The following is a 20,135-nucleotide window of genomic DNA, read 5'->3' on the forward strand; positions in this document are numbered from 1 at the left end:
CGGCAAAAGAGGTTCAATCGTGATGAGACGCGAAGCGCGCATTTGGAGCGAGGCGAAGGCTGCGGCGCAGGACGAGTTGGAGAAGCATCTGGAGCTTGCCTACGAGCGGGATTTCGAGAGCTTTGCTCGTCCACGGCTCATTTCACGGCGCTCGTTCATGTGGATGATCGGCGGGCTGCTCAGCACGGGCATGCTGGGAACGGGCTATGCGCGCTTTGTCGAGCCGGCGCGCATTCAGATCGACGAGATCACGCTGACCCTTGCGCACCTGCCGGAGCGTCTGGCGGGCAAGCGCATCGCCCAGATTTCGGATGTCCACGTCGGCGAATATTTCACCCCAGAGCAGGCGGCTGAAGCCTTTCAACGCGTCAATCGACTGGGCGTCGATTTGTTGATGTTGACCGGCGACTTCGCCACCGTGCGGGAGCGGGACCGGACGCTGCGTTTGCGTCGCCGCGAAGAGGCGCTCTTTTCCCTGATCGAGCCGCTGCGGTTGGTCGAGGTTCCGATGGTCGCCGCCGCCGGCAATCATGACCATTGGGGTGGGCTTGAGCCGGTGGCGCGCATGTTGCGCGAGGCGGGCGTGCGGCTCTTGCGCAACGAGGGCGTCGCGGTGGAGGATGGGCTGTGGTTGGCGGGCGTCGAGGATCTCTGGGGTGGGCGCCCCGATTTGGGCGCCGCGCTGCGCAATGCGCCGGCGCGCGCCGTCATTCTGCTTATGTCCCACTCTCCCGATTATTTCGACAATGTCTTGCGTCGCGAGGCGCCGGTGGCGGCGCAGTTCAGCGGACACACGCACGGCGGGCAGGTGCGGCTGCCGCGGCTGACACCGGGGCCAGACGGTCTCTACACCTATGCGCCTATCGTGCCCGAGTACGGCCAGCGCTATCCGATTGGACTGCGTCGCATCGGCGAGCGCTACGTCTACACCAACCGGGGGTTGGGCTGCTGGCCGATCCCATACCGGCTCAACTGCCCGCCGGAGATCACAGTCTTCACATTGCAGCCTGTGTAGGTTTTATGCTTTGCGTCTTTGTGGCTTCGTGGTTCATGACATGGCCGGAGAGGCGCAACTCGTAGCTGTATTTTCTTGAATCACCCAAAACCTTGCGGTCTATCGAGAACGCACGGTTACGGGCCGCACCTTCCATCATCGCCGCCGATTTGCTCAATCCCAAAAGCTGGGGGAAAGCCCTCACCCCCCGGCCCCCTCTCCCAAGGCTGGGAGAGGGGGAGAAGAGGAGCATCGTAGATTCTCTGGATTCACCGTAGCTGCGGCTGCAAGCCGCAGCTTCTGGCATACCACCCTCAGGCTTTGGATGAATCAAGGCTGCGCTACAGCTGGTCATTACCAAAACCCTGTGTTCGAGCCATCTCATCTCGGAGATTTTGTCAGGCGCGTGTAAGCGCTTTCGAGGCGTTCATGTGGTAGAGTATGCACATGAAAATTGTTCTGCCTGTGCATCATTTCCCGCCACGCTACTCTGCGGGCGCCGAGCTGTACACCTATCGGCTGGCGAAATGGCTTCAGGCGCACGGCCACGAGGTGGAAGTCGTCGCCATTGAAGACATTGAGAGCGGAGACGCGACGAAACTCGAGGCGACGCACGACCACCACCAGGGGATTCCGGTCTGGCGGCTCAGCTTCAATTTGCTCAAGGCGCCGCAGCGTGAATTGTGGGAATTCGACAACCCTCTGCTCGGCGAATGGTTTGAACGCTACTTTCAGCGTCAACGTCCCGACTTAGCGCATTTTCAGGCCGGCTATCTGATCGGCGCGGCGCCGATCTTTGCTGCGCAGCGCACAGGCGTGCCGGTTGTCTTGACGCTCCACGACTACTGGTATCTGTGCCCACAACATACATTGCAGCGCAGCGACGGCGGACTCTGTGCTGCGCCGCCGCAAAACCCGCTGGAATGTGCGCGTTGCCGTCTATGGAGTTACGAACCGTATCAACGACTGGGGCGGTGGCCGAAAGTGCGCACCATGGCGGCGAAGCTGCCCTGGCCCGCAGACGGCGAGCGGATGGCGCTGCGTCGCAAGCGGCTGCAGGCGGCGCTGGACGCCGTGGCGCAGGTGGTGGCGCTGTCGCAATTTATGGCCAGCCTTTTTGCGGAGCGCGTCGACCCCGAGCGTCTTGTCTTCTGCCGCACCGGCATCGACGTTGAACGATTTCGCAGCCGCACAGAGCGAGGCGCTGGCCCTGTGGTGCGCTTCGGATATGTGGGCCAGGTCGCCCCTCACAAAGGCGTGCATCTTTTGGTCGAAGCGTTTCAATCTCTGCGCGAGCGAGAACAGAAAATCGAACTGCACATCTGGGGGGGCGACGGAGGAAACCCAGCCTATGTGACCTCGCTGCAACAGAAAGCGGGAGAGGATCCGCGCGTTGTCTTTCATGGTCGCTTCAGCAACGACAGGCTGCCCGAGATTTTGGACGCCCTGGACTTTGTGGTGGTTCCCTCCATCTGGTACGAGAATTGTCCTTTGGCTATCCTGGAGGCGTACGCAGCGCATGCGCCCGTCGTCACCGCCGATCGGGGAGGCATGGCGGAGCTGGTCAACCATGGCGAGGACGGCCTGCATTTTCGCATGGGCGACGCCGCCGATCTGGCCAGAGTCTTGCAGCGCATTCTGGATGAGCCTGCACTCAGGACCCGGTTGCAACAAGGAGCGCGCATGCGTTCTATTCGCACTATCGAAGAGGAAATGCACCAATTGTTGAGCATCTATGAGACTGCCCGAATCGTCGGCCACAGAGCGCCCCACGCTATCTAGATTTTCCCGAATCGTTGCGCGTAATTCCGCCTTCGGCATGGCGGCGCACATGACCATCAAGGTGGTTTCGTTTATTTTCACGGTGCTCGTCATTCGCCGCCTGGGCGCTGAAGTCTACGGTCAGTATGCGGCGGTGCTCGCCTTTGGCGCCGTCTTCGTCTTCTTCGCCGATTTGGGCCTCAGCCCCTACACGGTGCGTCAAGTGGCGCGGCTGCGCGATCGGCCAGACGGCAAAGAAGAGATCGAGAAGCTCTTCGGCAGCGTGCTGGCGTTGCGCTTTCTGTTGTCGCTGGGCGCCGCCGTCGCCATCATCTCGACTGCCTGGCTGACCGGCCGGCCGATGGAGATGATCATTGGCGTCGCGCTGGGCACCATTGGGCTGGTTATCTACAGCGCGCAAGGCGCCGCCGAGGCGATCCTGGCCGGCCATGAACGCATCGACATCGCTGCGGGCGCGCAGGTGGCGCATCAGCTCACGTTCGTCGCGCTGGGGACGCTGGCGCTGCTCTTCGCCACCGGCTACTACGGGCTGATCTTCGCCAACCTGGCCGGCATCCTATTGATGACGATTCTCTGCTGGCAGGGGGTGCGACGACTGGGCGTGCGGCCGGCGATGCCGATCCCTTCCTGGTGGCTGCCGTTGCTGCGCGCCAGCATTCCCTTTGGCATCATCGGCTTCACGTTGGGGCTGTCCTACAAGTTCGACACCATTCTGCTCAACATTTACGCCGGCGACGTCGTGACCGGCTATTACAACTCAGCGTATAACCTCATCTTTTCGGTGCTGGTGATCTCGAATGTAGTCAACACCGCCCTCTATCCTTCGCTTGCGCGCCAGTCGGTGACGCATCCGGAGACTTTGCCCGCCATCCACGAACGCATGTTGCGCTATCTGCTCATGATTGCCCTGCCCATTGCCTTCGGCGGCTGGGCGCTGGCGCCGGAGATCATCGGCTTTCTCTACGGCGGCAAATACGCAGGGGCGGTGCTGCCGCTGTCGATCCTGATCTGGGTGGCGCCATTCATGTTCGTCACCGAGTTCTTGGGATATGTAATCGTGGTGAGTGGAGCGGAGCGTCGCGTGGCCTGGGCGATCACCGTCAGCACCACTATCAATGTGGCTTTGAACGCGCTGCTGATTCCAATCTATGGCGTGACGGCGGCGGCGCTGCTGACGGTGCTGACGGAGGCGGTGCTGCTCTCTCAGTACGCATGGGTGCTGCGCGCCAGGCTGCGCCATGTAAACTGGAGCTACGCCCTCTGGCGACCGGTTTTGGCGGCGGCGACGATGGGCGTGGTCGTCTATCTGATGCGCGCGCTCTATCTCCCGCTCGACGTTCTGATCGGCGCAGTGATCTATTTGGGTCTGTTACTCGCTCTGGGGGTGGTCGGCAGGCCAGAGTTTGAGTTGGTGCTGGGCCTGCGCCGTCGGCAGGCGAACTAGCCAGGCGCTGGACTTCACTTCGTCGCGTAATACACGCGCACCTGATGGGGTTCGTCGGGCGCCGCCGCCATGATCTTCAGCACCTGCGCGCCCACCTTCTCCAGACAGCGCACAATCTCCTGCTCTGGGATGAAGTGAACCTCCTGGGGATAGAGCTTGAGTCGATAGTAAAGCGTCGCCTCAGAGATTCCCAGCGCCTTCAGCAAGGCGTAGAGCCGACGACGAGGCTGAAGGCGATAAGGCGTTTTGATGTCATGGAGCGCGCTGAACACAATCAGCCCCTCTTTGCGCAGCACGCGGACGAATTCCTGCACAATGCAACGAACGACGCAGCGATCGGGGATGTGTTGCAAAACGCCCCAACTGTGCACCAGGTCGAAGGCGTCGTTCGGCAGCGCGGCCAACGCCTCCACGCTGCCCTGTGCAAATTGGGCGTCGGGCAAATCCTGGTGAATTTCCTGCGCTTTCTCGATCAACGCGTCGGCGATGTCGAGCCCTAAATAGTGGCGAAAGTGCGCCGGGAAACCGCGCGCCAGCCGTCCTACGCCGCAGCCGAAATCGAGCACGCGTTCCTTGGAGGATGGATGGCGAAGCGCTGCCGCATGCGAGAGGGTTTCGGCGACCTGTCGATCGCCGGTTTCGAGGAACGCCTCGATGTCCCACCGATTGAAGCGATTGGTTCCTGTCATCGCCCAGAATGGGTCGAGACTTCCCAGGTCGTTCCATTGTTCTCTGTTTCTGTCTAGCGCCATGGCGTCACCTCTCACACAGATCCGTCTCCGTTGTGGCTCGCCAAGATAGGCCCTCTTGGATTTTGGAAAAGGCTACACTGGCGAGCGAGACCCATTTGGTAAATTTTCTTCCAATTTGAGCTTGCATCGGTTGTCGCTCTCCAGAGAGAATGTGAGACTGTCAGCGAATCGCAAGCCAAAATCTTCGTCAGCCTATGTAAAATGAGAGTCAAAACGACAGCTCTGCTGGCGCCTGCTGCCGTGCACAAAGGAGATCGATGCTAATGGAAGAAAATCGACGCGTTGCCGTCCTGCATTGGTATGATGACGTCGATGACCTGGCGCAGACCGTGACCAGGGCGCTGACAGAGCTGGGCTATCGGCCGTTTGTCGCCCATTACACCAGCGAGGCGCTGGAGGGCGCCCACTTTCTGTTCACCTATGCGCCGTGGGGGCGTCTTCAGCGCGTGGCGGCGCAGCTCGCCAAGACGCCGCCGCAGAAGCGCCCGTTCTGGGTGCACTGGAGCACCGAAGATTGTCCGGACATCCGTTTGCCGGGCTGGGTGACCGTGCCTGTAGGACGGACGCTGGCCTGGTTGGATCGCTGGCAGGAGGCCGAGGGCCTGCAAGGCCGCCTCGCCCACACGGCTCCGCTGCGCTGGGTGAATCGGCGCTTTCATAAATTTCGCTATGTCGGCATCTATCATCACGCGCTCAACGCAGGATTGATGGGGTTGCTCGTCGAATATTCCAAAGTCTACGCCGATTATTACAATCGCGCAGGAATTCCGGCGCGCTACGCACAATGGGGGCTGCTCGACAATTCCCATAGAGGAGATCTGAGACTGGAACGGGATATTGACGTGCTGTGGATCGGCACGCGGCGCACGAAGCGACGCAGCAGGTTGCTCGACAAAGTGATGGGCGAGCTCGCCGCCTACGGCAAGCGCGTGCTTATTGTCGATGGCTCCGGCGGCCCTGTTTACGGCGAAGCGCGCACGTTGTTGCTCAATCGCGCCAAGATTATGCTCAATCTGTTGCCGACATGGTATGATTCGGCCCTGGCCTATCGCTGGCCGCTGGCCGCCGCCAACCGGGCCCTGCTGGTGACGGAAGACTCGCTGCCGCATGCGCCGGAATTTTTGCCGGGGGAGCATTATGTGGCGGCGCCGGCGTCACAACTGACGCCCACCATTCTGGACTATCTGGAGCATCCTGAAAAGCGAGAGCCGATCGTGGAGCGCGCGTATCAAACGGTGATACACGGTCATTCCATTGTGGACAGCGTGCGACAAATTATGCATTGGGCGGAGCAGGGACGACAGGCGGTCCGTCAGGCTATGCACCCTGCTCATAACGTACATCAACCGGTGCACACGTTCACCATCCCATATTTTGATGTCGATAAGAATCGGTATTGACGTTCGGTATCTTTCCCATAACCTGGTCGGCGGCGTTCACACCTACATCAGTCTGCTCGTTCCCGCCCTCATCGAACGGGCCAGCGGCGCCGAAATTTTTCTGTACGCCGATTCCAAGGCGCCTTTCGAGCTGGACGTCGCCGCCCTCCCGCCGCACGCGACGGTGCGCATCCTGCCCTATCGCAACGCGCTGTCTGCGCTCCGGCTCGATTTCACCCTGCGCAACGCCATGGCCGCCGACCGCATCGACGTGGCGCACTTTCCCGCCAATGTTGGCTTGGCGCCGGCGGGCGCGGTCAGCGTCCTCACCCTGCATGACGCCATCAACATCTTACCGCTGTGGGAAATCCTGAGCGGTCACGAAAAAACCCCGCGCACCATGGCGATGATGACCTATTTACACTTCCTTTCGACGCTTTCGGTGCGCCGCGCCGACGTGGTGGCGACGGTCTCCGAATCCGCCAGGCGAGAGATTCTGCGGCGCAGCGGCCTGCCTGAGGACCGCGTGATCGCCGTTCGCTATGGGCCGTCGCCGATCTTCCGACGCATCGAGGATCGCGCTGCGCTTGAAACGGTACGTACGCGGCTAAACGTGCAACGCCCTTTCCTGCTCGCCGACGCCATCAAAAATCCCGACGTCATTGCCCGCGCCTGGCGACGCCTGCCGGAGGAGCTGCGCGCAACCCATCAGATGCTTTTCTTCTCACGCGTCAGCGACCCGCCCGCGGCAGTCAAGGAAATGGTCGCTGCCGGCCAGGCGCAGGTGCTGATCCGTCCCAGCCGCAGCGATCTGGTCGCCTTGTACAACCTGGCGGAGGGGTTTCTGTTTCCGTCGCTCTACGAAGGGTTGGGGCTTCCGCCGTTGGAGGCGATGCGCTGCGGCGCGCCGGTGATCGCCTCCGATCGCGGCTCGATCCCAGAGGTGGTGGGCGACGCCGGCCTGCTTATCGACGCCGAGGACGATGCGGCGCTGGCGGCGCACATCACGCGGCTCTTGCAAGATCGCTCGTTTCACCAGGAGTTGCAGCGACGCGGCTTTGCCCGCGCCGAGGAGTTTAGCTGGCCCAAACCGGCCGATCGCATGCTGGACGTGTATCGTTACGCGCTGTCGCTGCCGCGCAAGGGCAGGCCGGCGCCCGCAACTGCGAGTTCATGACGATGGAAAATCGCACCGCCCCGCCGACAGTTTGGTGCATCGTGCTGGCCTACAACGGCGTCGAGCTGACGCTGGAGTGCCTTGCCACCCTGCGCAACCAGGATTACCCGAGCCTGCATCTGCTGGTGGTGGACAACGCCTCCACAGATGGCACCGCCGAGATTTTGCGTCAACAGGCGCCGGACGTGGAGCTTTTAGAGGCCCCCGAGAATCTGGGCTATGCGGGCGGCAACAACCTGGGGATGCGCCATGCTCTGGCGAACGGCGCAGAGCTGCTTTTCCTCGTCAACAATGACACGCGGCTCGATCCGCACTGCGTTGCGGCGCTGGTGGAGGAGATTCAGAAGCCGCCGGCTTGCGGCGCAGTCGGGCCGATGGTCTACACGTGGGACAACTGGGAGATCATCTCCTCGGCGGGCGGCTGGGTGGACTGGGCGGCCGCGGACGCCGTCAACGTCGGCGCCGGCGAGGTCGACCAGGGACAGTATCCGCCGCGCAGCGTGGATTTCGTCAACGGCTGTGGGATTCTGGTCTCGAAGGCGGCGATCGAACGCGTGGGGCTGATCGATGAGCGTTTCTTCATGTATTGGGAAGAGACGGACTGGTGCATCCGTATGCGCAAAGCCGGGTTGGATGTGCGTTTTCAGCCTGCTGCAAAGATGCAGCACAAAGCGCCGCTGACGTGGCGAGCGCAAAGCCCGGCGACGCTCTATTACATGGGGCGCAATCGGCTGCACTTTTTTGCACGGCATACGCAGGGCGTGCAGAAAGTTCAGGCGCTCTATAGGGCAAGTCGGGGTCTTATTCATGGAATCATTCGGAATCGCCTTGAGAAAAATTTTTGTGCTTCGTCTGCAGCACGATGGGCGCTGATCGATGGCCTATTCGGAAGATGGGGGCGTCGCACTCTGGCGTTTTGCTGAATGAAAGTGACGCAGTTGAACCTGGCGCTCGATAGAGCGGATTGAGCAAACAGGCGGCGATGATGGTAGGTGCGGCTACGAGCCGCGCGTTCTCGATGGACCGCAAAGTTTTGGATGAATCGAGAAAGTGCAGCTATGGTTGCGCCCACGACAACTGGTGTTGTGGAGAGCATTTGATATGCGCGTTTTATGTCTTGTCGACGGCCCGGTGAAACCGCCAGATCGCTGGATGTGGAATCATCTGCCGGAGGAGGCTCAACAAGATGAAGTGGATTTCCTATGGGCCTCGCCGGCCGACCGCTTTCCGAAATGGGGTAAGTTTTTATCATATTATCCCCAGTATTTAGCTCTTGGATGGCGAGCGATGCAGGCGTGCCGGAGAAAACGATACGATGTCATCGTTGCTTGGGAATCGAAGACAGGTTTTCCTTTCGGTGCGCTTCGTAGTTTGAGGGGCATGAACACTCCCCCGCTTGTCATATTTGCATTTTCATTCAAGGGAGTTGCTGCGTCTTTCTCGCTAGTTAGCCGAAATTTCATGCGAGGAATCGATCACGTAACCGTATTGTTTCCGGCTGAAGCTACGTATTACGAACAGGTTCTAGGCTTGCCGTCGGCGCATATGACAGTCTGCCCTTTTGGCTGGCATGACCTTTGCAAAAATGTTGAGCTGGTGGAGAACGGCAATTTTGTTTTTTCATTTGGCCGTTCGTACAGAGATTATAAGACTTTCATCGAGGCTGTTGAGGATCTGCCGGTCAAAGTCATTATCAACACCCGCAAATTTACTCTCAAAGGTTTAACAATTCCGTCCAACGTCACTGTCAACGAAATGATGCCCGAACGTGAGTACGCACGTCTGTTAATATCTGCGAGATTCGTCGCAATTCCGCTGCAAGAGACTCGGCACGCAGCGGGGGAGTCCGCTTTAGTGCAGGCAATGGCTGCTGGAAAAGCTGTGGTGGCGACGCGCACCCCCAGCACATCGTATTATGTTGAAGACGGCGTCACCGGTGTCCTGACTCCTCCTAAGAGCGCAGAAGCGATGCGAGAAGCATGTCTTTATTTGCTGAATCATCCTGAGGAATGCAGGTCGATGGGCGTGGCCGCGCGACGACGGTATGAGGAACGTTTCACCTCTGAGCATGCTGCACGATGTCAATACGCTGTTTTGCAGAAGGTGGCTCAGATGCAGCGCGAGGGTTAATCGATGCGAGTTCTTTTTCTGTCGCGCTGGTTCCCTTTTCCAACAGACAACGGCTCAAAGATTCGCGTCTATCATCTGTTGAAGTCTTTGGCCGATCAACATGAAGTGGCGCTGCTTTCTTTTGCGAACGAGTCGCCGACGGCAGCCGCCGTTCAAGTTCTCCGAGAGATTTGCTCGCAGGTTGATTTTGTTTCTTACAAGGGTTTTCAAACCAACAGCGTTCGCGCTCGCCTGGGTTTTCTCTCTCCAACGCCTCGTTCGCTCATTGACACTTTCAGTGCGGAGATGGCTGAGAAAGTCAAGAAAGTGTCCGGTCAATGGAAACCGGACATTGTGGTTGCTTCTCAGCTGGACATGATTCCATACGCGCTTTTGGTGCGGGATGTATTCCGGGTGGCGGAAGAAATTGAACTTACGGTTCCATATGAAGCGTACATCAAGGCGTCTCATTTACCGGCAAAGTTGCGAAAAGGCCTCACCTGGTGGAAATTGAGCGCCTATCTTCGCAGGACGCTCTCCGCGTTTCAGCTCTGCACAGTGGTTTCTTCGCCAGAACAGACGCTGGCCAGAAGAGTTATTCCGTCCACTGTGCCGGTCGAAGTCATTCCGAATGGAGTCGACGTGAGGTCGCTTCGCTCTGTTTCCAGAGAGCCTCAGCCCGATGTGTTAATTTATAACGGAGCGCTGAGTTATTACGCCAATTTTGACGCCATGCACTTCTTTTTAAGCGCAATCTTTCCACGAATTTTAGAACGTGCACCGAAAACCACCCTGCTGATTACAGGAAACACCCGGGGCGCGCCGATTGAACAGTTGCCGAATCGAAAAAATGTTGTGTTTACAGGCTATGTGGAGGATATTCATGCCGTCGTAGGGGCGAGTTGGGCCCTGGTTGCACCGTTGCGTCTGGGGGGTGGGACCCGGCTGAAAGTGCTTGAGGCTTTAGCCTTAGGTGTGCCTGTGGTGGCGACCTCAAAGGGCGTGGAAGGATTAGACCTGGAACAAGACAAAGAAGTTTTGGTGGCGGATACTCCTCAGCGATTCGCCGAGGCGACGTTATCCCTGTTGACAGACCCAGCCTTGCGCAATGGCTTATCTCTCGCCGGACGCCGCGCAGCGAATCGTTATGACTGGAATGGAATCGGTAGACGTTTCAATCAAATAGTGACAGAAGGCGTGAGTCCTTCCTCAGCGAAATCGGCGGCTATAGAGTCAGGCAACCTGGTGCGATGAGCAAACTCATGACGTTCCACCTCCACCGCATACGCCTCCCGTTCGATCGGTATGCGCTATTGAATTTCCTTGTGGTGAGCGGTGTGCTGCTCATCATTCCTCCGGTGATTTTTCTCTATGTCAGAGGTCGGTTTGACCCCCTTCTCATCGGCGCAGGAATTGTCGGCGTAATCGTCGCACTGCGGCTCATTCAAGTGAAAGACCGAGGCAACAAGGGAATTGTGCTTCTTCTGATCGCCGGCGCGACGCTCAGTTTTGTCTCATTGCCGACGGGCCGCGAAAGTCGGGTCCCGTTAAGCATGGTTGTGGCGATGATGTTGGTGATTCCATGGCTGCTTTCTATGGCGTGGGGAAAGCCGCCGACCCGCTTGCGTCCTTCGCCGATCAATAAGCCTTTAGTCGCTTTTGTGATCGTTGGAATCATTGCTTATCTATGGAGCCTGGTTTTTCGAGACCCAATCTTGTATATCTGGAGCAGCTTTCCTGTAGTCCAGTTGGCGGCGTTGACCGTCAACTCGCTTCTCCCGTTAACACTGTTATACGTCGGGAATCAGGTGAACGACGTCAAGTGGCTCAAATACATGGTGGGCGTCGTGCTGATCACAGGCGTCCTCAGCCTTGCGTTTTTCTTCCTGAATCCGCGTATCGGAGACCTGTTTTTCTATCGAGGGACGCGCGGCCTGTTTAGCATGTGGGTGGCCGCTTTTGCCTATGGGTTGGCGCTTTTCCATAAAGACCTGAAGTTCTGGCAACGCATATTGCTATTTTTGTTTGTAGCATTGCTTGTCTATCGATACTTTATCATCGGCATGTCCTGGGTTTCCGGCTGGTTGCCGTTAGGCGTAGCATGTATGGTGCTTACATGGCTCCGCTCTCGACGCCTATTCGTTGGTTTCTTCGCCATCGGGCTCGTATATCTCGCTTTAAACTTTGATTTCTACTATCAGAATATCGTCATTGCCGAAGAGGAAGGGGGGAGCGGCACCGGACGCGTGGAGCTTTGGATGCGCAACTTAAATCATGTGGCGCAACATCCTCTCTTTGGCATGGGGCCCGCAGGCTACGCTATTTACAACATGACCTATCACAGCGAAGACGCCCGTTCTACGCATAACAACTATTTCGATATTCTCGCCCAAACCGGCGTGATCGGTTTTACAATTTTTATTGTCTTCTTGACGAGACTGCTTCAGGTCGGACGCCAAACGCTGCGCCGTTATTCAGGGAAAGGAAATTTCGAGGAGGTCTTCGCCGCCGTCACCCTGAGCGGCGTCGTCGGCGCCATGGTCGGCATGATGCTCGGCGACTGGATGCTGCCCTTTGCGTACAACGAGACGATCGGCGGTTTCGACAACGCCGTGTTGAGCTGGGTGATGTTCGGCGGAATGGCGGCGCTTGGAGCGTTGGCTGCGCCATCCGCCAACCAGCATGAAGCGTCCTCAACGGTGGAGCCGGAGATCGAGCGCGTATGAAGCCATTGCTTTCTGTGATTATAGTAAACTGGAACACCTGTGCGCTGCTGGCGGAGTGCATTGCAGCCGTCGAGCGCGAAGCTGCATCCATTCCGCATGACATCTGGGTGGTGGACAACGGCTCCAGCGACGGCAGCGTTGCGATGCTGCGCCGCGACTTTCCGCATGTGCAGGTGATCGAAAGCCCGGTCAACCTTGGCTTCGCCCGCGCCAACAATCTGGCGATGCAGAAGAGCGCAGGCCGTTACTGGCTTCTGCTCAACACCGACGCCCTTGTGCAGTCCGGCTCGATCCAGGCGCTGTTGCAGGCAGCCGAAGCTGCGCCGCGCGCCGGCGTCGTCGGCGCGCATTTGTTGAATCCCGACGGTGCGTTTCAGGCCTCGCACACGCGCTTCCCGACGCTCTGGCAAGAGTTTCTGATCCTCTCGACGTTGGGTCGGCGGCTCCTCAGGCCATGGTATCCCAGCCATGGGCCGGAAGAGGAGAAGGGGCCGCAGCGCGTCGATTACGTGGAGGGCGCGTGCATGCTCGTGCGCCGCGAGGCGGTGGAGGAGGTCGGCGGACTGGATGAAGGGTACTTTATGTACGCCGAAGAGGTGGACTGGTGCAAACGCATGCAGATCGCCGGGTGGGAGGTCTGGTACGCGCCGGCGGCGAAGGTCGTGCATATCGGGGGCGCCAGCAGCGCCCATCGCAAGACAAGCCGCGAGGCCGACCTTTATCGAAGCCGCGTGCGCTACTTTCGCATCCATCACGGGCGGACGCAGGCGGAACTGCTCAAGGCGATGATCGTCCTCTTCACCGGAGCAAAGCAGTTCGTCCATACGCTAACGCAGTGGGCGACGGGCAATCGTCGTGGGCGGCCGGTGGTCACGCTGCGGGAGCTGTTGACCGCGTTGCGAAAGGTGTAAGAGTAGCTTGATGCATTTCCTGATGCAATCGATGAGTTGGGCTGCGACGCTTTTCGATGAACGGAGAACGAACAGCTATTTGAACGCATCATTGGAAGCCTATTGCTCTTGAGTGAATTTTAGTTGCACCTTAACAATTGAACTACCACATGCGCTAAAACGGTTGCTTTGATAGCAAAGGCCATTCGGGTGGTTTCAAAGCGCGCTCACTTGAGTCATTGCAAGGAAGCGTTCTTATTTCTTTCTGGGTGGCTTTTCCGCCCAAGGAGGGCATATGGCGCTGCGCATCTATTTTCGGCCATTGCGTCTAGTCCCTGGCAATTGGATTTTAGCAGGGGTTTTCCTTTTGGCGACCCTGTTGGTTGTCTATAACCTCAGTGGATACCCCGAATTTACTGCACTCGATGAAGCCTATCGTCTCATGTTGCCCAGAAACCTTGCAATGGAAGGCGAATGGGGGATCTCCACATACGAAGGGCTTTCACCCTTTTGGCATGATTCGACAGGGCCAACGGTGCTCCTGCCGATCGCCGTCATCTTCAAAATATTTGGGGTGACGCTGGGGAATGCCAGAATTGTTATAAGCATATACACCATTCTGGCTTCTATTGCCGTTTACGTGTACACACGAGAGGCCTATGGTCACAGAGCAGCGGTTGTTGCCATCTTGACGTTTCTATTTTGGGGCCCTCCCTGGTTGAACACAATTGTTATGGGTAGATCCGTATACGGCGAAGTGCCCGGTCTTGCCTTTCTATTTTGGGGCTCCTACTTCTGGGGGCGCTCTGTGCGTCTCAATCGTCGGAAAGACTGGATGCTCGCCAGCCTCTTCTTTTCATGTGCAGTCCTCACGAAGAATTTATTGTTTCTGGCCATTGCGGCGTCTTTCATGGGCCTATTTATCATTGACCGACTCTGGCTAAAAACTTTGCGATGGCATCAGACAACGCTGCCGATGTTGTCCTGTTTGTTCACTTTTATCGGTTGGTCAATTTTACAGTCGATCCTCAACGGAACATCATCAGGGGCGGTCGTTAATCCAACGATTGCGGGATTTTTGCTCTTTATTCAGCAACCTTCTCAACTCATTACGCTCTGGTATAAGAATCTAAAGTTTCTGGCAGAACAGGACATTTTGCTTTGGGGAGCGCCGGCGCTATTTTATTCCATCGCTTCAGCTTTTCATCAGGAGGATCGTAGAGCCACGATTGGTCTGTTGTTCATTCCTTTTTTTCTTGTGAGTTGGTTCATCTGGTACGTTTTTATTTCCATCGGATGGCCCCGCTATGCGTATCCGGAATGGGCTGTAATGAGTGTATTGGTTGCGAAGTTTCTAGTCGATCTGGCGGATGGCGCGCCGAGAAATTTATCTATTTGTGACGGCGTGTTTTCGGCAATTGAAAAACGGAACCACAAGGCGTTGAGTCTTGCGGCGTGGTTGCTAATATTGATGCTGTTGTTTTGGCCTGCTCAGAATACAGTGCGTCGTCTGATCAGCGGCGACAATCACGGCGCTCAAAAATTTGCCGCCTATCTCGATGCGCATCTCTCTTTCGATGTGCGCATCCTTTCTGGTGAATGGGATGTCTCTTTCTTCTCGAACCATCAATTTGTGCCGATTCCATTTGGGTTTCTCATCGGCAAAGTGGATTGCGAACAGCTTGGTTTGCACTGTAATGACAACCCTATTCGTAAATTTGCTGACCTAAGACCCGATTACATCGTGGATGGACCAGAAAATGAGCATTTACAGTACGTTCCCTCTGAACTCCTGGAAAGGAATTGCAAATGCGTCGTGTCCATCGAAGAGTACTCGTTATATGACACAAGAGATCGATGCTATCTGAAGAATTAATTTCAACTTTCGTGCGCCAGGTTTACCCGAAACTGCGTAAGGTGCGTTATTGATGAACTTTGCAAAATATCGTCAAGGCAGAATTTCTCCAGATTTTGCGTGGGTGTTTTCCTTGTTTTCGGTGTTGTTATTGTGCTACGTCTACTTCTTCCCGCGCTGGGCCGATCCGAATCAAAACTCTCGGCTTGACATGGTCTTCGCCGTCGTGGAAGATGGCACATTTCAAATTGACAAGTACGTCGCCAACACCGTCGATTACGCCAAAGTGGGCGAGCATTATTACAGCGACAAAGCGCCGGGCGCAGCTTTTTTGGGCATTCCGTTGTACGCGGCCCTGCGCCCGCTGTTGGAGACGCCGCTGATCGGCGCGCTGACGACGCGGCTGGAATCGCATCGGGCGTTCGCCAGCACCCTGCGCGCCGAGGGCACCGGCGTCTCGGCGCAAAAGGTTCGCTTCGCCATCGTCCAGGTCTATCTGAGCTTCTTTGTCTCTGCGCTGCCGACGGCCGCACTGGCCGCACTGCTTTTCCTGTGGCTGCGCGCAGTGACGCCGCTGGCGCAGCCGCGCGCGGTCATCGCGCTGGGCTACGGTCTGGCGACGCCCGTCTTCGCCTACGCCAACGCCTTCTACGGCCATCAACTGGCGGCGTTTCTACTCTTTTTGGCGTTCTTCCTGCTGGCGCGCGCGCCGGCGCAGGTCGGAGCAATGCGCGCCTGCCTCGTCGGGCTGCTGCTTGGCTACGCGTTTATCACGGAGTATCCGGTGGCGCTGATGGCGGCGCCGATCGGTCTGTACGGATTGTATCAATTCTGGAGACGACAACAACGGGCGCCGTTTTTCTGGCTTGTTGTTGGCGGGGCGATCGTGGCTGCAGGCTGGATGGCCTATAACACGGCCATCTTCGGCGGCCCCCTGGAGCTGGGTTACAGCCGCTCCGAGCTGTGGACAGAGCAGCATCACACCGGCTTCATGAGCCTAACTGCGCCGACGCTCGACGCGGTCTGGGGAATCACCTTCAGCCCGTTTCGTGGGCTGTTTCTGCTTTCACCCTGGCTGCTGTGGGCGCCGCCGGGCTTTGCGCTCTGGAGACGCAGCGGCGTCCTGCGCGCCGAGTGGTGGCTGACGCTCGCCGTCGTCGTCGGCATGTTCCTGTTCAACGCCTCGTCGAGCATGTGGTGGGGCGGCTTCGCCGTCGGGCCGCGCTACCTGCTGCCGATGCTGCCCTTCCTGGCGCTGCCGACGGCGTTCGTTCTGGTCGCCTGGGGCGAGCAGCTGTGGCTGCGCCTCACGCTGGCGTTGAGCCTCCTTTGGTCACTCGTCGCCGTGTGGAGCATGACGTTGGCGGAACAGGCCTTCCCGTCGGACGCATTGCGCAACCCGTGGGCCGAGCATGTGCTGCCCAACTGGGCGGTGGGCAACATCGCGCGCAACTTCGGCACGGTGCTGGGGTTGGAGGGCTTCTGGAGTCTGACCCCGCTGATGCTCCTGCTTGCGCTGGCGGCGGTTGCGTGGCGATGGCTGGTCACATTGCAATCTCGCGAGGGGTTGTTCAGTAAAGAGGGTCGATCTTCGCTCGAAATCGAAGCTGAAAGCGGAAATCGGCTCATGGAGGTGAACAAATGATAGAAGTTGTGCAGTTTGACCTGGCAATCGATAGAGTGGATTAAGCAAATAGCCGGCAACAATAAAGATATGATCGAGGATTCCATGCAGGCAGAGTTGAGTTACGCGCCTACGCAAGCCAAAGAGCGCTCCATCACCGCCGCCGTGACGCGACGGGAGTGGTTCTTCGTGTTTGCGACGGCGCTGATCGTGCTGATCGTCACCACATTGCCCTACCTTTATGGCTACTGGTCGGCGCCGGCGGACAAACAGTTCATGGGCGTCATTTACAACGTGTCCGATCACATGCAGTATTTCTCCTGGTTCCGCGAGTTCAGCCACGCCAACCTGGCGGCCAACAAGTTGACGCCGGAGCCGAATAAACCGATCTTCTTCAACCTTCTCTGGTGGGGGATGGCGCGCATCGGCGGCGTCTTGGGGATTGGATACGCGGGCATGTATCAGATGCTGCGCTGGGTGGCGACGATCCTCTTCCTGTTGCTGCTCTATCGGATGTTGAGCTGGTTCTTTGCTGACCGACTTCATCGCATCACGGCCTTCTTGCTGGTGCTCTTCGGAGCCGGCTTTGGCTGGGTGCTGATCGTGATGAAATACACGGTGACCAGGGGCGAGCTGATCTGGCCGCTCGACGTTTACGTCGCCGAGCCGAACACCTTCTTCAGCATCCTGGGATCGCCCCATTTCATCGCAGCGGCGCTCTACATGTTCGTCTTCGATCTGGTGCTGCGCGGCCAGGCCAAGCATCAGCTGCGCTACGCCGTCTACGCCGGTCTCTTTGCGCTTTTTATGGGCTGGCAGCACGCCTATGATCTGTTGATCGTCTACGGCGTGCTCGGCGCGTATACGTTTCTGGTCTGGTGGCGCGACCGACGACCGCCGATGTATTTAATCTGGAGCTGTATAATTGTCGGCGTCCTCTCCGTCTGGCCGGCGCTCTATTCGGTGTTGCTCACCTCGCTCGATCCCTTGTGGAAGGAGGTGCTCAAGCAGTTCGCCAATGCCGGCGTCTACACGCCGCCGCTCTATCGCTTGCCGGTCCTGCTGGGGCTGCCCTTTTTGCTGGCGCTATATACGGCCATCCGCCAGAATCCGTTGCAGCTGCAGGGCGTGAGCGACAACGACCTCTTTGTGCGCGGCTGGTTCTGGATTTCCTTCGTGCTGGTGTACCTGCCTGTGGATTATCAGATTCACATGCTCAACGGCTGGCAGGTTCCGATTGCGATTCTCGCCACGCGGGGGATTTTCGGCTATCTGGCGCCTGCGCTGGCGCAGCGACGTCGGCTGACGCAGGCGTCTGCACAGCGGTGGGCGATCGTCGTCGCCGCCGTCGTGATCGGTTTCTCTTCGCTGACGAATCTCTATTTGTTTGCGTGGCGATTTTATGACCTGAGTCGCTACGATTACCCGTACTATCTGCATCGCGACGAGGTCGCAGCGCTGCGCTGGCTGGAGGAGAACGCGCGGCCAGAGGACGTCGTGTTGAGTTCGCTGGAACTGGGGCAGTATGTGCCCGCCGAGACAGGCGCTCATGCGTTTCTGGCGCACTGGGCGCAGACGGTGGATTATTACGGCAAAGAGGCGGCGGTGATGCGATTCTTTAACGAAGACGCGACTCCACGTGAGCGTAAAAAGATCATCGAGGATTTTAGCGTGGATTATATCATTTGGGGGCCGGCTGAACGCGCGTTGGGCGCGCATCCCCTGTTCGAGAACCCGGCCTTCCAACCGGTATTTGTCCGGGGGGACGCCACGATATTTGTTCCGGCGGCGACGTCCCGGTGAGACCAGAGTCTGTCATGGGTGGCAGCAATCAGAACAGAAGGGCATTTGCCACAACGGTGAAAGCACAGCTGCACGGCGCTGCATGGCGCATGTGGCTCTTCCTCGGCGCAATGTTGCTGGCAACGCTGTCGGCCAATCAGGCTTTTGCGCAAGTCGGCAGATGGTCGACGCCGATTCCACTTGGAGCATACTGGTTTCCTGACGTGGCGGTGGATGGCTCTGGCCGAGCGCACGTCGTCTGGTCATCGGGCGCCGAAGGTTTCGACACCGTGATGTATGCTGCGAAGGATGAAGGCGGCTGGAGTCAACCGGTCGATATTGCTGCAGTTCGACAGATCGCCGGGGGCGGCGAGGCCACACGCCCAACTCTGCTGCTCGACAGTCGCAATACGTTGCATCTCACGTATCGTTACACATCGATCTATTACACACAAGCGCCTGCAGGTGGGGCAGGCGTTCCGGGATACTGGCGCGCTCCGTTGCTGATCGACGAAGGTTACTTTTCACGGATGGCGCAGGATAGCCAGGGGGTATTGCACCTGATTTTTACCCAGAATGTTCCGACCGAAAGCTGTCGCATCTGCTATCACATTTTCTATGTGCGCTCTGTGGATGAGGGTCTCTCCTGGAGCGACCCGATCGACATTTCTGTGCAACTGACCGGCGCCGCCAAACCTCAGATGATTGTGGATCGGCAGGATAACATTCACGTCGTCTGGGAAGCAGGGTATGGCGGCTCTTACGGTCAACTCTCGGATCCAACGACGGTGATGTATGTGGCGTCGTACGACGGCGGCGTCACCTGGTCTCGTCCCTATCCATTGGATCCGACGCGCGGCGCCTCTACAGCATCTATGGCGCGCAATGTCACGCTTGCCGAAGACGGCAACGGTCATCTAGTTGCGGTCTGGTGGGCGATCCCGGAAGACGCTGTTTATTACCAACTTTCCAGAGACGCAGGCCAAAGTTGGAGTTCCCCTGCCCCAGTCCCAGATGTGCTTGGCATTTGGGCGCTCTACCAATCGCGGCTCGACAGTTATGCGACGGCGGTGGACAGCAGGGGACGGGTGCATCTTGTTTTAGCAGGCAGACGAATGGTTGAGCAGCCAGGCGCCGAGCTTTTACACGTCATTTGGGACGGCGCAAACTGGTCGTCGCCGTCTGTGATCGCCAGCTATGAGGGAGATATGCCGGAGTGGCCGCGTATCGCCGTCGGCTTAGGCAACCAATTGCATGTCGTGTGGTTCGTGCGCGACGCCGAGAACCTTTTCAACTCGGATGCAGGGAATTATCAAGTCTGGTATGCTTCCGGCGCCACCGACAGCCCGGCGTTGGCGCCGGTTGCTGTTCCTGCAATTCCGCCGCCAACGCCGGTGGCCATGGCGTTGACGCCGGTGGTCATTCCGACGCCGACCTCTCAAATTGCGCCGGTCAACGTGGAAGATGCGTCGCAGCCGGCCCTTTCGCTGCTCACTCCGAATTTACGCAGCGAAAATGATGACGTCCTGCTGCTGCTGCTCTCTGTTGGGCCGGTGATGGCGATCCTGTTGCTGCTGACGACAATGATGCTGCTGCGGCGTCGACGTTCTCCTGGCTAAAA

At 58.1% G+C, this 20,135-nt stretch carries 15 protein-coding genes; 14 read left to right on the top strand and 1 reads right to left on the bottom strand.

Annotated elements, in window-relative coordinates; all coding sequences use genetic code 11:
- The first annotated feature begins 22 nt into the window (after nucleotides 1-22).
- The 3 genes from Q0367_RS06435 to Q0367_RS06445 all read left to right on the top strand — a co-directional run bounded on the left by Q0367_RS06435 (nucleotide 23) and on the right by Q0367_RS06445 (nucleotide 4,220).
- A complete protein-coding gene (locus tag Q0367_RS06435; RefSeq protein WP_297634986.1) occupies nucleotides 23-1,015 on the top strand; it encodes a metallophosphoesterase in 993 nt (330 codons plus the stop codon).
- A gap of 426 nt (nucleotides 1,016-1,441) precedes the next feature.
- Nucleotides 1,442-2,776: a glycosyltransferase family 4 protein gene (locus Q0367_RS06440; protein WP_298981271.1), complete on the top strand. Its 1,335-nt coding sequence runs from the start codon at nucleotides 1,442-1,444 to the stop codon at nucleotides 2,774-2,776.
- Entirely contained in the window at nucleotides 2,730-4,220 is a 1,491-nt protein-coding gene (locus Q0367_RS06445; protein WP_298981272.1) for a flippase, read from the top strand. The genes Q0367_RS06440 and Q0367_RS06445 overlap by 47 nt, the downstream gene beginning before the upstream one ends.
- Nucleotides 4,221-4,234: 14 nt before the next feature.
- Here Q0367_RS06445 and Q0367_RS06450 read toward each other — a convergent pair whose 3' ends face one another.
- Nucleotides 4,235-4,972 carry a bifunctional 2-polyprenyl-6-hydroxyphenol methylase/3-demethylubiquinol 3-O-methyltransferase UbiG gene (locus Q0367_RS06450; protein WP_297634549.1) on the bottom strand — a complete coding sequence of 246 codons (738 nt, stop codon included), beginning with the start codon at nucleotides 4,970-4,972 and terminating at the stop codon, nucleotides 4,235-4,237.
- Nucleotides 4,973-5,229: 257 nt separating this feature from the next.
- Between Q0367_RS06450 and Q0367_RS06455 the strand changes: the two genes are divergently transcribed.
- From Q0367_RS06455 to Q0367_RS06505, 11 genes are all read left to right on the top strand, one after another.
- On the top strand, nucleotides 5,230-6,372 hold the full coding sequence (locus tag Q0367_RS06455) for a glycosyltransferase (RefSeq protein WP_297634546.1): 1,143 nt from the start codon (nucleotides 5,230-5,232) through the stop codon (nucleotides 6,370-6,372).
- Nucleotides 6,350-7,528, top strand: coding sequence for a glycosyltransferase family 1 protein (locus tag Q0367_RS06460; RefSeq protein ID WP_297634543.1), 1,179 nt, complete (start codon nucleotides 6,350-6,352; stop codon nucleotides 7,526-7,528). Before Q0367_RS06455 ends, Q0367_RS06460 begins: the two co-directional genes overlap by 23 nt.
- The gene (locus tag Q0367_RS06465; RefSeq protein WP_297634540.1) at nucleotides 7,525-8,451 is read left to right on the top strand and encodes a glycosyltransferase family 2 protein; all 927 of its coding nucleotides are present in this window, start codon (nucleotides 7,525-7,527) and stop codon (nucleotides 8,449-8,451) included. Before Q0367_RS06460 ends, Q0367_RS06465 begins: the two co-directional genes overlap by 4 nt.
- Before the next feature lie 178 nt (nucleotides 8,452-8,629).
- Nucleotides 8,630-9,658: a glycosyltransferase family 4 protein gene (locus tag Q0367_RS06470; protein ID WP_297634537.1), complete on the top strand. Its 1,029-nt coding sequence runs from the start codon at nucleotides 8,630-8,632 to the stop codon at nucleotides 9,656-9,658.
- Nucleotides 9,659-9,661: 3 nt separating this feature from the next.
- Nucleotides 9,662-10,891 (top strand): glycosyltransferase family 4 protein, encoded by a 1,230-nt coding sequence (locus Q0367_RS06475; protein WP_298981274.1) that lies wholly within the window; start codon nucleotides 9,662-9,664, stop codon nucleotides 10,889-10,891.
- Nucleotides 10,892-10,899: 8 nt separating this feature from the next.
- Nucleotides 10,900-12,363: an O-antigen ligase gene (locus Q0367_RS06480; protein ID WP_297634531.1), complete on the top strand. Its 1,464-nt coding sequence runs from the start codon at nucleotides 10,900-10,902 to the stop codon at nucleotides 12,361-12,363.
- Nucleotides 12,360-13,274 carry a glycosyltransferase family 2 protein gene (locus Q0367_RS06485; protein ID WP_297634528.1) on the top strand — a complete coding sequence of 305 codons (915 nt, stop codon included), beginning with the start codon at nucleotides 12,360-12,362 and terminating at the stop codon, nucleotides 13,272-13,274. Before Q0367_RS06480 ends, Q0367_RS06485 begins: the two co-directional genes overlap by 4 nt.
- A 274-nt stretch (nucleotides 13,275-13,548) precedes the next feature.
- Nucleotides 13,549-15,129: a glycosyltransferase family 39 protein gene (locus Q0367_RS06490; protein WP_297634526.1), complete on the top strand. Its 1,581-nt coding sequence runs from the start codon at nucleotides 13,549-13,551 to the stop codon at nucleotides 15,127-15,129.
- A gap of 52 nt (nucleotides 15,130-15,181) precedes the next feature.
- On the top strand, nucleotides 15,182-16,753 hold the full coding sequence (locus tag Q0367_RS06495) for a hypothetical protein (protein ID WP_297634523.1): 1,572 nt from the start codon (nucleotides 15,182-15,184) through the stop codon (nucleotides 16,751-16,753).
- Between the two features lie 84 nt (nucleotides 16,754-16,837).
- Nucleotides 16,838-18,535: a hypothetical protein gene (locus Q0367_RS06500; protein WP_297634520.1), complete on the top strand. Its 1,698-nt coding sequence runs from the start codon at nucleotides 16,838-16,840 to the stop codon at nucleotides 18,533-18,535.
- Between the two features lie 56 nt (nucleotides 18,536-18,591).
- The gene (locus Q0367_RS06505; RefSeq protein WP_297634517.1) at nucleotides 18,592-20,133 is read left to right on the top strand and encodes a sialidase family protein; all 1,542 of its coding nucleotides are present in this window, start codon (nucleotides 18,592-18,594) and stop codon (nucleotides 20,131-20,133) included.
- Nucleotides 20,134-20,135: the final 2 nt, after the last annotated feature.

It is taken from the genome of uncultured Caldilinea sp., assembly GCF_937128415.1.
Classification (GTDB): Bacteria; Chloroflexota; Anaerolineae; order Caldilineales; family Caldilineaceae; genus Caldilinea.

Coding starts and splice junctions, on each gene's coding strand:
- Q0367_RS06440 (WP_298981271.1), top strand. CDS start 1,442: ATGAAAATTGTTCTGCCTGTGCATCATTTCCCGCCACGCTACTCTGCG.
- Q0367_RS06470 (WP_297634537.1), top strand. CDS start 8,630: ATGCGCGTTTTATGTCTTGTCGACGGCCCGGTGAAACCGCCAGATCGC.
- Q0367_RS06490 (WP_297634526.1), top strand. CDS start 13,549: ATGGCGCTGCGCATCTATTTTCGGCCATTGCGTCTAGTCCCTGGCAAT.
- Q0367_RS06465 (WP_297634540.1), top strand. CDS start 7,525: ATGACGATGGAAAATCGCACCGCCCCGCCGACAGTTTGGTGCATCGTG.
- Q0367_RS06450 (WP_297634549.1), bottom strand. CDS start 4,972: ATGGCGCTAGACAGAAACAGAGAACAATGGAACGACCTGGGAAGTCTC.
- Q0367_RS06460 (WP_297634543.1), top strand. CDS start 6,350: ATGTCGATAAGAATCGGTATTGACGTTCGGTATCTTTCCCATAACCTG.
- Q0367_RS06500 (WP_297634520.1), top strand. CDS start 16,838: ATGCAGGCAGAGTTGAGTTACGCGCCTACGCAAGCCAAAGAGCGCTCC.
- Q0367_RS06455 (WP_297634546.1), top strand. CDS start 5,230: ATGCTAATGGAAGAAAATCGACGCGTTGCCGTCCTGCATTGGTATGAT.
- Q0367_RS06445 (WP_298981272.1), top strand. CDS start 2,730: ATGAGACTGCCCGAATCGTCGGCCACAGAGCGCCCCACGCTATCTAGA.
- Q0367_RS06485 (WP_297634528.1), top strand. CDS start 12,360: ATGAAGCCATTGCTTTCTGTGATTATAGTAAACTGGAACACCTGTGCG.
- Q0367_RS06475 (WP_298981274.1), top strand. CDS start 9,662: ATGCGAGTTCTTTTTCTGTCGCGCTGGTTCCCTTTTCCAACAGACAAC.
- Q0367_RS06495 (WP_297634523.1), top strand. CDS start 15,182: ATGAACTTTGCAAAATATCGTCAAGGCAGAATTTCTCCAGATTTTGCG.
- Q0367_RS06480 (WP_297634531.1), top strand. CDS start 10,900: ATGACGTTCCACCTCCACCGCATACGCCTCCCGTTCGATCGGTATGCG.
- Q0367_RS06435 (WP_297634986.1), top strand. CDS start 23: ATGAGACGCGAAGCGCGCATTTGGAGCGAGGCGAAGGCTGCGGCGCAG.